Annotated in this window: 14 protein-coding genes; all 14 read left to right on the top strand. The window is 68.7% G+C overall.

Features of this window, described 5'->3' with window-relative positions:
- The first annotated feature begins 25 nt into the window (after positions 1-25).
- The 14 genes from ACIGYR_RS19360 (at position 26) to ACIGYR_RS19295 (ending at position 12,883) form a co-directional block, all read left to right on the top strand.
- Positions 26-673, top strand: a complete 648-nt coding sequence (locus ACIGYR_RS19360) for an L-threonylcarbamoyladenylate synthase (protein WP_391840833.1) — start codon at positions 26-28, stop codon at positions 671-673.
- The gene (locus ACIGYR_RS19355; protein ID WP_399597941.1) at positions 670-1,347 is read left to right on the top strand and encodes a protein-tyrosine-phosphatase; all 678 of its coding nucleotides are present in this window, start codon (positions 670-672) and stop codon (positions 1,345-1,347) included. Before ACIGYR_RS19360 ends, ACIGYR_RS19355 begins: the two co-directional genes overlap by 4 nt.
- Before the next feature lie 100 nt (positions 1,348-1,447).
- Positions 1,448-2,686: a serine hydroxymethyltransferase gene (glyA, locus tag ACIGYR_RS19350; RefSeq protein WP_399597944.1), complete on the top strand. Its 1,239-nt coding sequence runs from the start codon at positions 1,448-1,450 to the stop codon at positions 2,684-2,686.
- A gap of 181 nt (positions 2,687-2,867) precedes the next feature.
- Entirely contained in the window at positions 2,868-4,181 is a 1,314-nt protein-coding gene (locus ACIGYR_RS19345; RefSeq protein ID WP_399597946.1) for an MraY family glycosyltransferase, read from the top strand.
- Positions 4,182-4,482: 301 nt separating this feature from the next.
- Positions 4,483-4,920 (top strand): hypothetical protein, encoded by a 438-nt coding sequence (locus tag ACIGYR_RS19340; RefSeq protein WP_391840840.1) that lies wholly within the window; start codon positions 4,483-4,485, stop codon positions 4,918-4,920.
- Positions 4,921-5,193: 273 nt separating this feature from the next.
- Positions 5,194-5,964: a F0F1 ATP synthase subunit A gene (gene atpB / locus ACIGYR_RS19335; protein ID WP_391841044.1), complete on the top strand. Its 771-nt coding sequence runs from the start codon at positions 5,194-5,196 to the stop codon at positions 5,962-5,964.
- A 79-nt stretch (positions 5,965-6,043) separates the two neighbouring features.
- Positions 6,044-6,289 carry an ATP synthase F0 subunit C gene (gene atpE / locus ACIGYR_RS19330; RefSeq protein ID WP_014675009.1) on the top strand — a complete coding sequence of 82 codons (246 nt, stop codon included), beginning with the start codon at positions 6,044-6,046 and terminating at the stop codon, positions 6,287-6,289.
- A gap of 38 nt (positions 6,290-6,327) precedes the next feature.
- Positions 6,328-6,876 (top strand): F0F1 ATP synthase subunit B, encoded by a 549-nt coding sequence (locus tag ACIGYR_RS19325; RefSeq protein WP_391840842.1) that lies wholly within the window; start codon positions 6,328-6,330, stop codon positions 6,874-6,876.
- On the top strand, positions 6,873-7,688 hold the full coding sequence (locus tag ACIGYR_RS19320) for a F0F1 ATP synthase subunit delta (RefSeq protein WP_399597950.1): 816 nt from the start codon (positions 6,873-6,875) through the stop codon (positions 7,686-7,688). Before ACIGYR_RS19325 ends, ACIGYR_RS19320 begins: the two co-directional genes overlap by 4 nt.
- Positions 7,689-7,829: 141 nt before the next feature.
- Positions 7,830-9,422 (top strand): F0F1 ATP synthase subunit alpha, encoded by a 1,593-nt coding sequence (atpA, locus tag ACIGYR_RS19315; RefSeq protein WP_391840846.1) that lies wholly within the window; start codon positions 7,830-7,832, stop codon positions 9,420-9,422.
- Positions 9,423-9,443: 21 nt separating this feature from the next.
- The gene (locus ACIGYR_RS19310; RefSeq protein ID WP_391840848.1) at positions 9,444-10,361 is read left to right on the top strand and encodes a F0F1 ATP synthase subunit gamma; all 918 of its coding nucleotides are present in this window, start codon (positions 9,444-9,446) and stop codon (positions 10,359-10,361) included.
- The gene (atpD, locus tag ACIGYR_RS19305; protein WP_399597953.1) at positions 10,361-11,797 is read left to right on the top strand and encodes a F0F1 ATP synthase subunit beta; all 1,437 of its coding nucleotides are present in this window, start codon (positions 10,361-10,363) and stop codon (positions 11,795-11,797) included. The genes ACIGYR_RS19310 and atpD overlap by 1 nt, the downstream gene beginning before the upstream one ends.
- Positions 11,798-11,907: 110 nt before the next feature.
- The gene (locus ACIGYR_RS19300; RefSeq protein ID WP_399597955.1) at positions 11,908-12,282 is read left to right on the top strand and encodes a F0F1 ATP synthase subunit epsilon; all 375 of its coding nucleotides are present in this window, start codon (positions 11,908-11,910) and stop codon (positions 12,280-12,282) included.
- Positions 12,283-12,436: 154 nt separating this feature from the next.
- Positions 12,437-12,883 (top strand): DUF2550 domain-containing protein, encoded by a 447-nt coding sequence (locus tag ACIGYR_RS19295; RefSeq protein ID WP_399597957.1) that lies wholly within the window; start codon positions 12,437-12,439, stop codon positions 12,881-12,883.
- Positions 12,884-12,888 lie beyond the last annotated feature (5 nt).

Raw genomic sequence — 12,888 nt, 5'->3', positions numbered from 1 at the left:
ACCTCTACGAGGAGGCCCGCTAGACATGGCACGGCGATACGACACCAACGACGCGACCGACCGCGTGACGGGTCTGCGCGAGGCCGCGTCCGCCGTCCGCCGGGGCGAGCTGGTGGTGCTGCCGACCGACACGGTGTACGGCATCGGGGCCGACGCGTTCTCCTCGGAGGCGGTCGCCGACCTGCTCGCCGCCAAGGGCCGGGGCCGCAACATGCCCACCCCTGTCCTCATCGGCTCCCCGAACACCCTGCACGGCCTCGTCACCGACTTCTCCGAGCTGGCCTGGGAACTGGTCGACGCGTTCTGGCCGGGCGCCCTGACGCTCGTCGCCAAGCACCAGCCGTCCCTCCAGTGGGACCTCGGCGACACCCGGGGCACGGTCGCCGTGCGCATGCCGCTGCACCCGGTCGCGATCGAGCTGCTCACCGAGGTCGGCCCCATGGCCGTCTCCTCGGCCAACCTCACCGGTCACCCGGCGCCGGAGGACTGTGACGCCGCCCAGCAGATGCTCGGCGACTCCGTCTCCGTCTACCTCGACGGCGGCCCCACCCCCGGCAACGTCCCGTCGTCCATCGTGGACGTCTCCGGCGAGGTGCCGCTGCTGCTGCGCGCGGGCGCGCTCTCCGCGGAGGAGCTGCGCAAGGTCGTACCCGACCTCGAGGTGGCGAATTGACGGCCCCTGAAGCGGGGCGTGGCATAGGCGGCGGGGGCTTCAGCGCGGAGGAGACGACGACGTTCGGGTTTCCCCGCGACACCTTCCGCATCCTCCACGTCAGCACCGGCAACGTGTGCCGCTCACCCATCACCGAGCGGCTGACCCGCCACTTCGTCGCGGAGCGGCTCGGCGTGCTCGGTGGGGGGCTGGTCGTGGAGAGCGCGGGCACCTGGGGGCACGAGGGCGCGCCCATGGAGGCCAACGCGGAGACCGTGCTGGGCGAGTTCGGCGCGGACGCCGCCGGCTTCGTCGGCCGGGAGCTGCTGGACGAGCACGTGATCATGGCCGACCTGGTGCTGACCGCCACCCGCGACCACCGTGCCCAGGTCATCTCCATGGGCCATTCGGCGGGCCTGCGCACCTTCACGCTGAAGGAGTTCACCCGGCTGGTCCGGGCGATAGATCCGGCCACCCTGCCGCCGCTGGAGGACGGTGTGGTCATGCGGGCCCGGGCACTGGTGCGTGCCGCGGCGGCCCTGCGCGGCTGGCTGCTCGCCCCGACCGCCGAGGCGGACGAGGTGTACGACCCGTACGGCGCCCCGCTCCCCTTCTTCCGGTCCATCGGTGACGAGATACGGGACGCGCTGGACCCGGTCGTCACCGCGCTGACGGGCGTACCCGCGCACACCTGACTCCCGAATATGCGGACATAAATGGCGGTAACGGTCGCGCGTCCGTCGTACCCCGGGCCTACATTGGGGATACGTCACCGTCGACCGCCCGGAGCCCGTCATGTCGGTCACCACCGCTCACGAGACCGATGTCCTGCGGCGGCAGGACCCGGCGATGGCCGAACTCCTGCTCGGGGAGCTGACGCGGCAGTCCACGACGCTCCAGCTGATCGCCGCCGAGAACTTCTGCTCGCCGGCCGTGCTCGCCGCCCTCGGCTCCCCGCTGGCCAACAAGTACGCCGAGGGCTACCCGGGCGCCCGGCACCACGGCGGCTGCGAGATCGTCGACGTCGCCGAGCGTGCCGCCGTCGACCGGGCCAAGGCCCTGTTCGGCGCCGAGCACGCCAACGTCCAGCCGCACTCCGGCTCCTCGGCCGTCCTGGCCGCCTACGCGGCCCTGCTGCGCCCCGGCGACACCGTCCTCGCCCTCGGCCTGCCCTACGGCGGCCATCTCACCCACGGCTCGCCGGCGAACTTCTCCGGCCGCTGGTTCGACTTCGTCGGCTACGGCGTCGACGCCGAGACCGGGCTGATCGACCACGACCAGGTGCGTCACCTGGCGCGGAACCACCGGCCCAAGGCCATCGTGTGCGGCTCGATCGCCTACCCCCGCCACATCGACCACGCCTTCTTCCGCGAGGTCGCCGACGAGGTCGGGGCCTACCTGATCGCGGACGCGGCCCATCCGATCGGCCTGGTCGCCGGGGGAGCGGCACCGAACCCGGTGCCGTACGCGGACATCGTCTGCGCGACCACCCACAAGGTGCTGCGCGGCCCGCGCGGCGGGATGATCCTGTGCGGCGCCGAGCTGGCCGAGCGCGTCGACCGGGCCGTCTTCCCCTTCACCCAGGGCGGTGCCCAGATGCACACCATCGCCGCCAAGGCCGTCGCGTTCGGCGAGGCGGCGACACCGGCCTTCACCGTGTACGCCCATCAGGTGGTCGCCAACGCGCGCGTGCTCGCCGGCCATCTCGCCGCGGAGGGGCTGGTCGTCACCACCGGCGGCACGGACACCCACCTGATCACCGCGGACCCGGCTCCGCTCGGAGTGGACGGCCGTACCGCGCGCGGCCGGCTCCTCGCGGCCGGTCTGGTGCTGGACTGCTGCGTGCTGCCGCACGGCGACGGCCGCGGGCTGCGCCTGGGCACGGCCGCGGTGACGACGCAGGGCATGGGCGAGGCGGAGATGGTGCGGATCGCGGCGCTGCTGGCGGCCGTGCTGCGCGGGGAGACGGAACCGGCCACGGCGCGGGAGGAGGTGCGCGCACTCACCGGCCCCTATCCGCCGTACCCCGGCTGAGCGGGGGTAGGGGCGATTCCGTACAGCCTGGTGTGTCCCGTTGTGGACCTCCGGGGACCGCGGCGGGACGGGGCACACAGCCCCGCGTGCAACCATCGTCGCTACCCGGCTGTCCTCATCCATATGCATCCGTCGCTAGGGTGTGGGGCTGTGATGGCCAGCGAGACCTGTGGGGAAGCCCGTGCGTGAATACCTCCTGACGCTCTGCATCACGGCCGCGGTGACGTATCTCCTGACGGGGCCGGTACGGAAGTTCGCGATCGTGGCCGGGGCGATGCCGGAGATCCGGGCACGTGACGTGCACCGGGAGCCCACTCCGCGCCTCGGCGGCATCGCGATGTTCTTCGGCCTGTGCGCGGGCCTGCTGGTCGCGGACCACCTGACCAACCTCAACGAGGTCTTCGCCAAGTCCAACGAGCCGCGGGCGCTGCTCTCCGGCGCCGCACTGATCTGGCTGATCGGTGTTCTGGACGACAAGTTCGAGATCGACGCGTTGATCAAGCTGGGCGGCCAGATGATCGCCGCGGGCGTGATGGTCATGCAGGGTCTGACGATCCTGTGGCTGCCCATCCCGGGCGTCGGCAACGTCGCCCTGACCCAGTGGCAGGGCACGCTGCTGACGGTGGCGCTGGTGGTCATCACGATCAACGCGGTGAACTTCGTGGACGGCCTGGACGGCCTCGCCGCCGGCATGGTGTGCATCGCGGCCGGCTCCTTCTTCCTGTACGCGTACCGGATCTGGTACTCGTACGGCATCGAGGCCGCCGCTCCCGGCACGCTCTTCGCGGCGATCCTGATGGGCATGTGCCTGGGCTTCCTGCCGCACAACATGCACCCGGCGCGGATCTTCATGGGCGACTCGGGTTCGATGCTGATCGGGCTGGTGCTGTCGGCGGGGGCGATCTCCATCACCGGACAGGTGGACCCGGACGCGCTGGCCCTGTTCACCGGTTCGGAGAAGGCTGCGGTCCACCAGACCGTCCCGGTCTACATCCCGCTGCTGCTGCCGCTGACGATCATCGCCGTACCCGCCGCCGACCTGATCCTGGCGATCGTCCGCCGCACCTGGCGCGGTCAGTCGCCGTTCGCCGCCGACCGCGGCCATCTGCACCACCGCCTGCTGGAGATCGGCCACTCGCACAGCCGCGCTGTGCTGATCATGTACTTCTGGTCGGCGCTGATCGGCTTCGGGGCGCTGGCGTACTCCGTCAACTCGGCGTCGATGTGGATCGTGCTGGGGGTGGTCTTCCTCAGCTCGGTGGGCCTGATCCTGCTGCTGCTCCCGCGCTTCACCCCGCGGGTGCCGGTGTGGGCGCAGCGGTTCGTGCCGCCGCGGTACCGGAGGCGGCGCGGGGCTCCCGACGCCGCGCTGGAGCAGACCGCGGCGTCCGAGGCCGCGGAGGCGGAGGAGCGCGCCCCGGTCACCGCCGGCGCCTCGGGCGTCAACGGGGCGACCGCGATCGGCGCTCGTTCGCGTTTCGTCGATCGCCGGTAAGACGGTCAAGGTAAGAATCTGACTAGAGCATTGCCAAGTCGTGGGGGAGCAAAGTTCCCAATACCAGACAAGACGGCTCGGTTTTCGCTCAGGCGCGCACTGTCACTCTCATGTGTGACAGCAAGCACACCAAGCAGGTAAAGACCTCATCAAATAGTTTGTGATACGGTTCACGAGAACCCGGGATAGAGCCGAAGGACCGTAGTGCGACGGTCCGCCGGCGTGAGGTCTCGATCACTCAGCCCGGGACTACGCTCGTCCATGACGACACCCTGCCCCCTGTGAAAGCGGAGTTGCCGCCATGCCGTCCAATGACGTCCGGAACCTCTTGCAGATCGCTGTGCCCACAGCGGCCGCCGGCGTGATCGCCGTCGCCGTGAGCGCCGCGGTCGCGGGGGGCAAGGGCGCGCTCGGCGCGGTCGTCGGCACGGTGCTGGCCGTCCTGTTCATGGGAATCGGCCTCTACGTGCTCCAGCGAACGGCAAAAACGCTCCCGCAGCTGTTCCAGGCCATGGGCCTGATGCTCTACGTCGCCCAGCTGCTGCTTCTCCTGATCTTCGTCGCTGTTTTCAAGGACACCTCCCTCTTCAACGCGAAGACGTTCGCCGTGTCGCTCGTCGTGGCGACCGTCGTGTGGATGGCCGCGCAGGCACGTGCGCACATGAAGGCCAAGATCTTCTACATCGACCCGGACTCCGCGAAGAGTGAGAAGCCCGAGAAGACAGGGCCGAAGCCGTGAGGGGTAGGGGCGGGATAAAGGCTTGTGAGATCTCCTGCTATCGTCCGGTGCCAACTGCGGCATCGCGGGCGCGGGCATCTGAGCTGACGCCTGCTCGAACGCGAGGCTCTTTGCCCCTCAGCCGCCCCCACATTCGTAACACCAGTCCGGTGCCGATCCGCGGCCGTGTGCCGCGCCGACACAACGAGGTTGCCGTACCTATGCGTCACGCCGAAGGAGCCCGCGGTGAGTGCTGACCAGACCCAGCTCGCCTTCGACTGGAGTTGCCGGATCATGTCCGACAACGGGTGTGGCTTCCCGGCTCCGGGCCTGCACTCGTTCCTGTTCAAGCCGCTCGCCACGGTCGGGGGCTTCGAGTTCAACAAGGTGATGCTGCTCGCGCTCGTCACCACCGTGCTCGTCGTCGGCTTCTTCTGGACCGCCTTCGGCAAGGCCAAGGTCGTCCCGGGCAAGCTCCAGATGATCGGCGAGGCCGGCTACGACTTCGTACGCCGCGGCATCGTGTACGAGACCCTCGGCAAGCGCGAGGGTGAGAAGTACGTCCCGTTCATGGTCTCGCTGTTCTTCTTCATCTGGATCATGAACGTCTGGTCCGTGGTCCCGCTGGCACAGTTCCCGGTGTCGTCGATCATCGCCTATCCGGCGGTGCTCGCAGCGGTCGTCTACATCACCTGGGTTTCGCTGACCTTCAAGAAGCACGGCTTTGTCGGCTTCTTCAAGAACGTCACCGGCTATGACAAGTCGCTCGGCCCGGTGCTGCCGCTCGTGATGGTCATCGAGTTCTTCTCGAACCTGCTGGTCCGCCCGTTCACGCACGCGGTGCGTCTGTTCGCCAACATGTTCGCCGGTCACCTGATGCTGGTGATGTTCACCGTCGCCTCCTGGTACCTGCTGAACAGCTGGATGGTCCCGGCCGCCGGCGTCTCCTTCGTGATGACGATGGCCATGATCTGCTTCGAGCTCTTCGTGCAGGCCGTCCAGGCGTACGTCTTCGTACTCCTCGCCTGCTCCTACATTCAGGGCGCTCTCGCCGAGCACCACTGAGTCGTACCACCTCCTCGCAAACCCCCAGTCGTCCGGTGGCCAACCCCCACCGGTCCATGAAAGAGAAGGAAGAACCGGCATGTCCGCTCTCCAGACCCTTGCTGCTGAAACCGGCGTCCACGGCTCCGTCGGCTCCATCGGTTACGGCCTCGCCGCGATCGGCCCCGGCATCGGCGTCGGCATCATCTTCGGTAACGGCACCCAGGCCCTGGCCCGCCAGCCCGAGGCCGCCGGTCTGATCCGTGCCAACCAGATCCTGGGCTTCGCGTTCTGTGAGGCGCTCGCCCTCATCGGCATCGTTATGCCGTTCGTGTTCGGTAAGTAATCAGCCTTACCTGACACGAATCGACGAAAGGCACTGATGTGATCGCCAACCTGGTTGCACTCGCGGCCGAGGAGGAGCAGAACCCGCTCGTTCCTCCGGGGCCTGAGCTGCTCATCGGCACCATCGCCTTCGCCATCGTGTTCTTCTTCTTCTGGAAGAAGCTGCTTCCGAACATCAACAAGGTTCTGGAGGAGCGTCGCGCGGCGATCGAAGGCGGCATCGAAGAGGCCGACGCCATGAAGGTCGAGGCCCAGAGCGTCCTTGAGCAGTACAAGGCCCAGCTCGCCGAGGCCCGGCACGAGGCCGCGCGCCTGCGCCAGGAGGCGCAGGAGCAGGGTGCCACGCTCATCGCCGAGATGCGGGCCGAGGGCCAGCGGCAGCGCGAGGAGATCGTCGCCGCCGGTCACTCCCAGATCGAGGCGGACCGCAAGGCCGCCGCGTCCGCGCTGCGTCAGGACGTCGGCAAGCTCGCCACCGACCTGGCCGGCAAGCTCGTCGGCGAGTCCCTCGAGGACCACGCCCGCCAGAGCCGTGTGATCGACCGCTTCCTCGACGAGCTCGAGGAGAAGGCCGAGGCCGCGCGATGAACGGAGCGAGCCGCGAGGCCCTGGCAGCCGCACGCGAGCGTCTCGACGCGCTGACGGACTCCACGTCCGTGGACGCCGGGCAGCTCGCCGGCGAGCTGGCGGCCGTCACCGCGCTGCTCGACCGCGAGGTCGGCCTGCGCCGGGTCCTCACCGACCCGGCGCAGCCCGCAGAGGCCAAGGCGGAGCTGGTCCAGCGCCTGATCGGTGGCCAGGTCAGCGGCGCGACCGCCGACCTGGTGGCCGGTACGGCGCGCTCCCGCTGGTCGCAGCCCCGCGACCTGGTGGACGCGCTGGAGGAGCTGGCGAACATCGCCGACCTCACGGCCGCGGAGAAGACGGGCACCCTCGACGACGTCGAGGACGAGCTGTTCCGGTTCGGCCGGATCGTCTCCTCCAACACCGAGCTGCGCGCCGCGCTCACCGACCGTGCCGCCGGCGGCTCGGCCAAGTCCGAGCTGCTGCACCGGCTGCTCGGCGGGCGGGCCAAGCCGGCCACCGAGCGTCTGGTGACGCGCCTGGTGACCGTGCCGCGTGGACGTAGCCTGGAAGCGGGACTGGAGTCCCTGTCCAGGCTCGCCGCGGAGCGCCGGAACCGCATGGTCGCCGTCGTCACGTCGGCGGTGCCCTTGAGCGACGGTCAGCGGGAGCGCCTCGGCGCCGCCCTGGCCAAGCTCTACGGGCGTCGGATGCACCTCAACCTCGACGTCGACCCCGAGGTCGTCGGCGGCATCCGGGTCCAGGTCGGTGACGAGGTCATCAACGGCTCGATCGCGGACCGGCTGGACGAGGCCGCCCGCCGCATGGCGAGCTAGCAGCAACTCGATACTTCGAGAAAAGCAGTACGTACTTACGACGGCCCGGTTGGGCCGTGCAGAGGATTCACCTCCTGATGGGGGGAGTCCCCATCCCCCCAAGTGAAACTTCGGGCCCAACAAGGAGAGCAGGGAACCCAGATGGCGGAGCTCACGATCCGGCCGGAGGAGATCCGGGACGCGCTGGAGAACTTCGTCCAGTCGTACAAGCCGGACGCGGCCTCGCGCGAGGAGGTCGGTACGGTCACCGTCGCCGGCGACGGTATCGCCAAGATCGAGGGCCTGCCCTCGGCCATGGCGAACGAGCTGCTGAAGTTCGAGGACGGCTCCCTCGGTCTCGCCCTCAACCTCGAGGAGCGCGAGATCGGTGCTGTCGTACTCGGTGAGTTCAGCGGTATCGAGGAGGGGCAGCCGGTCACCCGCACCGGTGAGGTCCTCTCCGTCGCGGTCGGCGAGGGCTACCTCGGCCGCGTCGTCGACCCGCTCGGCAACCCGATCGACGGCCTCGGCGAGATCGAGACGTCCGGCCGCCGCGCCCTCGAGCTGCAGGCCCCCACGGTCATGCAGCGCAAGTCGGTGCACGAGCCGATGGAGACCGGTTACAAGGCCGTCGACGCCATGACCCCGATCGGCCGTGGCCAGCGTCAGCTGATCATCGGTGACCGGCAGACCGGCAAGACCGCCCTGGCCGTCGACACGATCATCAACCAGCGCGACAACTGGCGCTCGGGCGACCCGAAGAAGCAGGTCCGCTGCATCTACGTCGCCATCGGCCAGAAGGGCTCCACCATCGCCGGCGTGCGCCGCGCGCTGGAGGAGAACGGCGCCCTGGAGTACACGACCATCGTCGCCGCCCCGGCGTCCGACCCGGCCGGCTTCAAGTACCTGGCGCCGTACACCGGTTCGGCCATCGGTCAGCAGTGGATGTACGAGGGCAAGCACGTCCTCATCATCTTCGACGACCTGTCGAAGCAGGCCGACGCCTACCGTGCCGTGTCGCTGCTGCTGCGCCGCCCGCCGGGCCGTGAGGCCTACCCGGGTGACGTCTTCTACCTGCACTCTCGCCTGCTGGAGCGCTGCGCCAAGCTCTCCGACGAGATGGGTGCCGGTTCGATGACCGGTCTGCCGATCGTCGAGACCAAGGCCAACGACGTCTCGGCGTTCATCCCGACCAACGTCATCTCCATCACCGACGGCCAGTGCTTCCTGGAGTCGGACCTGTTCAACGCCGGTCAGCGCCCCGCGCTGAACGTCGGTATCTCCGTCTCCCGAGTCGGTGGTTCCGCGCAGCACAAGGCGATGAAGCAGGTCTCCGGCCGCCTCCGCGTCGACCTCGCGCAGTTCCGTGAGCTGGAGGCGTTCGCCGCCTTCGGTTCCGACCTGGACGCCGCCTCGAAGTCGCAGCTGGAGCGCGGTCAGCGCATGGTCGAGCTGCTGAAGCAGGACCAGTACCAGCCGATGTCCACCGAGGACCAGGTCGTCTCCGTCTGGGCCGGCACCACCGGCAAGATGGACGAGGTGCCGGTCGTCGACATCCGCCGCTTCGAGAAGGAGCTGCTGGAGTACCTGCACCGCAAGGAGCAGGGTCTCATGACCTCCATCCGTGAGGGCGGCAAGATGTCCGACGACACCCTCACGGCCATCGCGGACGCGATCGTGGAGTTCAAGAAGCAGTTCGAGACTTCGGACGGCAAGCTGCTCGGCGAGGACACCCCTGCCGCTGCCGCCAAGTGACGTAAGGAAGGGACCTGACTCATGGGAGCCCAGCTCCGGGTCTACAAGCGTCGCATCCGATCCGTCACCGCGACCAAGAAGATCACCAAGGCGATGGAGATGATCGCCGCCTCGCGCGTCGTCAAGGCGCAGCGCAAGGTGGCGGCCTCCACGCCGTACGCGCAGGAACTGACCCGCGCGGTCACGGCGGTCGGTACGGGTTCGAACACCAAGCACCCGCTCACCACGGAGGCGGAGAACCCGGCCCGTGCCGCGGTCCTGCTCCTCACGAGCGACCGCGGTCTGGCCGGTGCCTTCAACTCCAACGCCATCAAGGCGGCGGAGCAGCTGTCCGAGCGCCTGGAGCGCGAGGGCAAGCAGGTCGAGACGTACATCGTCGGCCGGCGAGGTGTCGCCCACTACAACTTCCGTGAGCGCAAGGTCGCGGAGTCGTGGACGGGCTTCACCGACGAGCCGACGTACGCGGACGCCAAGAAGGTGGCGGCGCCGCTGATCGAGGCCATCGAGAAGGAGACGGCCGAGGGTGGTGTGGACGAGCTCCACATCGTCTTCACCGAGTTCGTCTCGATGATGACGCAGACGGCGCTGGACTCGCGCCTGCTGCCGCTGCGCCTCGAAGAGGTCGCGGAGGAAGCCGCTCCCAAGGGCGAGATCCTCCCGCTGTACGACTTCGAGCCGTCGGCGGAGGACGTCCTCGACGCCCTGCTGCCGCGCTACGTGGAGAGCCGGATCTACAACGCGCTGCTCCAGTCGGCCGCTTCGAAGCACGCCGCCACGCGGCGCGCGATGAAGTCGGCCACCGACAACGCGGGCGAGCTGATCAACACGCTCTCCCGTCTTGCCAACGCGGCCCGCCAGGCCGAAATCACCCAGGAAATCAGCGAGATCGTCGGTGGCGCCAGCGCCCTGGCCGACGCGACCGCGGGGAGTGACCGATAATGACCACCACTGTTGAGACCGCGACGGCTACGGGCCGCGTCGCCCGGGTCATCGGCCCGGTCGTCGACGTGGAGTTCCCCGTCGACGCGATGCCGGAGATCTACAACGCCCTCCACGTCGAGGTCGCCGACCCGGCGAACGACGGCGAGAAGAAGACGCTGACCCTGGAGGTCGCCCAGCACCTGGGTGACGGCCTGGTCCGCACCATCTCCATGCAGCCCACCGACGGTCTGGTCCGCCAGGCCGCCGTGACGGACACCGGCTCCGCCATCTCCGTCCCGGTCGGCGACTTCACCAAGGGCAAGGTGTTCAACACCCTCGGTGAGGTGCTGAACGTCGACGAGCAGTACGACGGTGAGCGCTGGCCGATCCACCGCAAGGCCCCGAACTTCGACGAGCTCGAGTCGAAGACCGAGATGTTCGAGACCGGCGTCAAGGTCATCGACCTGCTGACCCCGTACGTCAAGGGCGGCAAGATCGGTCTGTTCGGTGGTGCCGGCGTCGGCAAGACGGTGCTCATCCAGGAGATGATCTACCGCGTCGCCAACAACCACGACGGTGTCTCCGTGTTCGCCGGTGTCGGTGAGCGCACCCGTGAGGGCAACGACCTCATCGAGGAGATGTCGGACTCGGGCGTCATCGACAAGACCGCTCTGGTGTTCGGCCAGATGGACGAGCCCCCGGGCACCCGTCTGCGCGTCGCGCTGGCCGGCCTGACCATGGCCGAGTACTTCCGTGACGTCCAGAAGCAGGACGTGCTGTTCTTCATCGACAACATCTTCCGCTTCACGCAGGCCGGCTCCGAGGTCTCCACCCTGCTCGGCCGTATGCCGTCCGCGGTGGGTTACCAGCCGAACCTGGCCGACGAGATGGGTCTCCTCCAGGAGCGCATCACCTCGACCCGTGGTCACTCGATCACCTCGATGCAGGCGATCTACGTCCCCGCGGACGACCTGACCGACCCGGCCCCGGCCACCACCTTCGCCCACCTCGACGCGACGACGGTTCTGTCCCGTCCGATCTCCGAGAAGGGCATTTACCCGGCCGTGGACCCGCTGGACTCCACGTCCCGGATCCTGGACCCGCGCTACATCACGGCGGACCACTACAACGCGGCCATGCGCGTGAAGACGATCCTGCAGAAGTACAAGGACCTCCAGGACATCATCGCGATCCTCGGTATCGACGAGCTGGGCGAGGAGGACAAGCTCGTCGTCCACCGTGCCCGTCGCGTGGAGCGCTTCCTGTCCCAGAACACCCACGTCGCCAAGCAGTTCACCGGCGTGGACGGTTCGGACGTGCCGCTCGACGAGTCGATCGCCGCGTTCAACGCGATCTGCGACGGTGAGTACGACCACTTCCCCGAGCAGGCGTTCTTCATGTGCGGTGGTCTTGAGGACCTCAAGGCCAACGCCAAGGAGCTGGGCGTCTCCTGAGCCCCGTGCTCGTGTGAGGGGGCGGGCGCGTCCCGCCCCCTCTCCCACGCCCTCTAGAATTGACCCCAACACCCGGCACCCCTGCCGGGTGGTGACCCGAGGAGCCACCCTTGGCTGCTGAGCTGCACGTCGAGCTGGTCGCCGCCGACCGCCAGGTCTGGTCCGGTGAGGCCACCCTGGTCGTCGCGCGCACCACGTCCGGCGACATCGGCGTCATGCCCGGTCACCAGCCGCTGCTCGGTGTGCTGGAGTCGGGCCCGGTGACCATCCGTACGAGTGAAGGTGGAACGGTCGTCGCCGCGGTGCACGGCGGTTTCATCTCGTTCGCGGACAACAAGCTGTCCCTGCTGGCCGAGATCGCCGAGCTGTCGGACGAGATCGATGTCCAGCGCACGGAGCGGGAGCTGGAGCGCGCCAAGGCGGAGGGCGACGCCGCCGCCGAGCGCCGCGCGGACGTCCGACTGCGCGCTGCGACGGCGGGCTGAAACAGCCGCGCCGTACGTTGACGTCACTCAGCCGCGGCCGGCCCGGAGCAATCCGGTGCCGGTCGCGGCTGAGGCAGATGTGGGTGTTTTTTAGGTTTCATTACTCAGTGACAAGAGCAGCGCAGCTGCCAGGGAGACGAGGAGGTCGGTGCCGATGGTCCTCGCTCTGACTGTGTGCGGGATCGTGGTCGCGCTCGTGGCGGTGGGACTCTTCCTGTTCGGACTGCGCCGCAGACTCATCCAGCGCTCCGGTGGCACCTTCGACTGCTCCCTGCGCTGGGACGTACCCGAGAAACCGGACACGGGCGGCAAGGGCTGGAGCTACGGCGTCGCCCGCTACAACGGCGACCGCATCGAGTGGTACCGGGTCTTCTCCTACGCCTTCCGGCCCCGTCGCGTCCTGGAGCGCGCGCAGATCGAGGTGGCCGGCCGCCGGCTGCCCGAGGGCGAGGAGGAACTGGCGCTGCTCTCCGACGCGGTGATCCTCGCCTGCACCCATCGGGGCACCCGCCTCGAGCTCGCCATGAGCGAAGACGCGCTGACCGGGTTTCTCGCGTGGCTGGAGGCAGCCCCGCCCGGACAGCGCGTGAACGTGGCGTAGCCACA

Source organism: Streptomyces sp. NPDC053076 (assembly GCF_044546845.1).
Lineage (GTDB): Bacteria > Actinomycetota > Actinomycetes > Streptomycetales > Streptomycetaceae > Streptomyces.
Note: the sequence above shows the minus strand (reverse complement) of the source record. Positions and strands in the feature narration are given on the sequence as shown.